This window comes from Cryobacterium sp. MLB-32, assembly GCF_000738085.1.
Taxonomy (GTDB): Bacteria; Actinomycetota; Actinomycetes; order Actinomycetales; family Microbacteriaceae; genus Cryobacterium.
The window spans coordinates 1-472 of record NZ_JPRS01000797.1; the positions used below are offsets into that span (position 1 = coordinate 1).

Here is a 472-nt window from a genome sequence, read left to right on the forward strand (position 1 = left end):
TCCGTGTTGCGGTTCTATATCGCGCTCCTCGCCGCGCTGGGCGCGCCTCTTCAACCCCGGTGGCGGTTGGCCGAGGTGGAACAGATGTCGCTGAGTCTGTTGCGGTCAACGGGTGTGCGCATGCTCGTCATCGACGAGCTGCACAACGTCCTGGCCGGGGCAGGCAGCAGCCGCCGGGAGTTCCTCAATCTGCTGCGTTTCCTCGGCAACGAGTTACACATCCCCATCATCGGCGTCGGAACACGAGAGGCGTATCTTGCCATCCGATCCGACGACCAGCTCGAGAACCGATTCGAACCCGTCGTCCTTCCCCTGTGGACTGTCAATGCCGACACCGTGTCGTTGTTAGCCAGCTTCGCGAGAGCGTTGCCACTGCAGCACCCGTCGACCATCGCGACCGACGACATGGCCCAATATTTGCTGGCTCGCTGCGAGGGAACCATCGGGGAACTCGCCCACCTCCTGACCGCTG

1 protein-coding gene is annotated in these 472 nt (G+C 62.9%); it reads left to right on the forward strand.

The features are described from left to right. Positions 1–472, forward strand: a 472-nt coding sequence (locus JF66_RS21440; protein WP_035881065.1) for a TniB family NTP-binding protein, incomplete at both ends; no start/stop codon positions are given.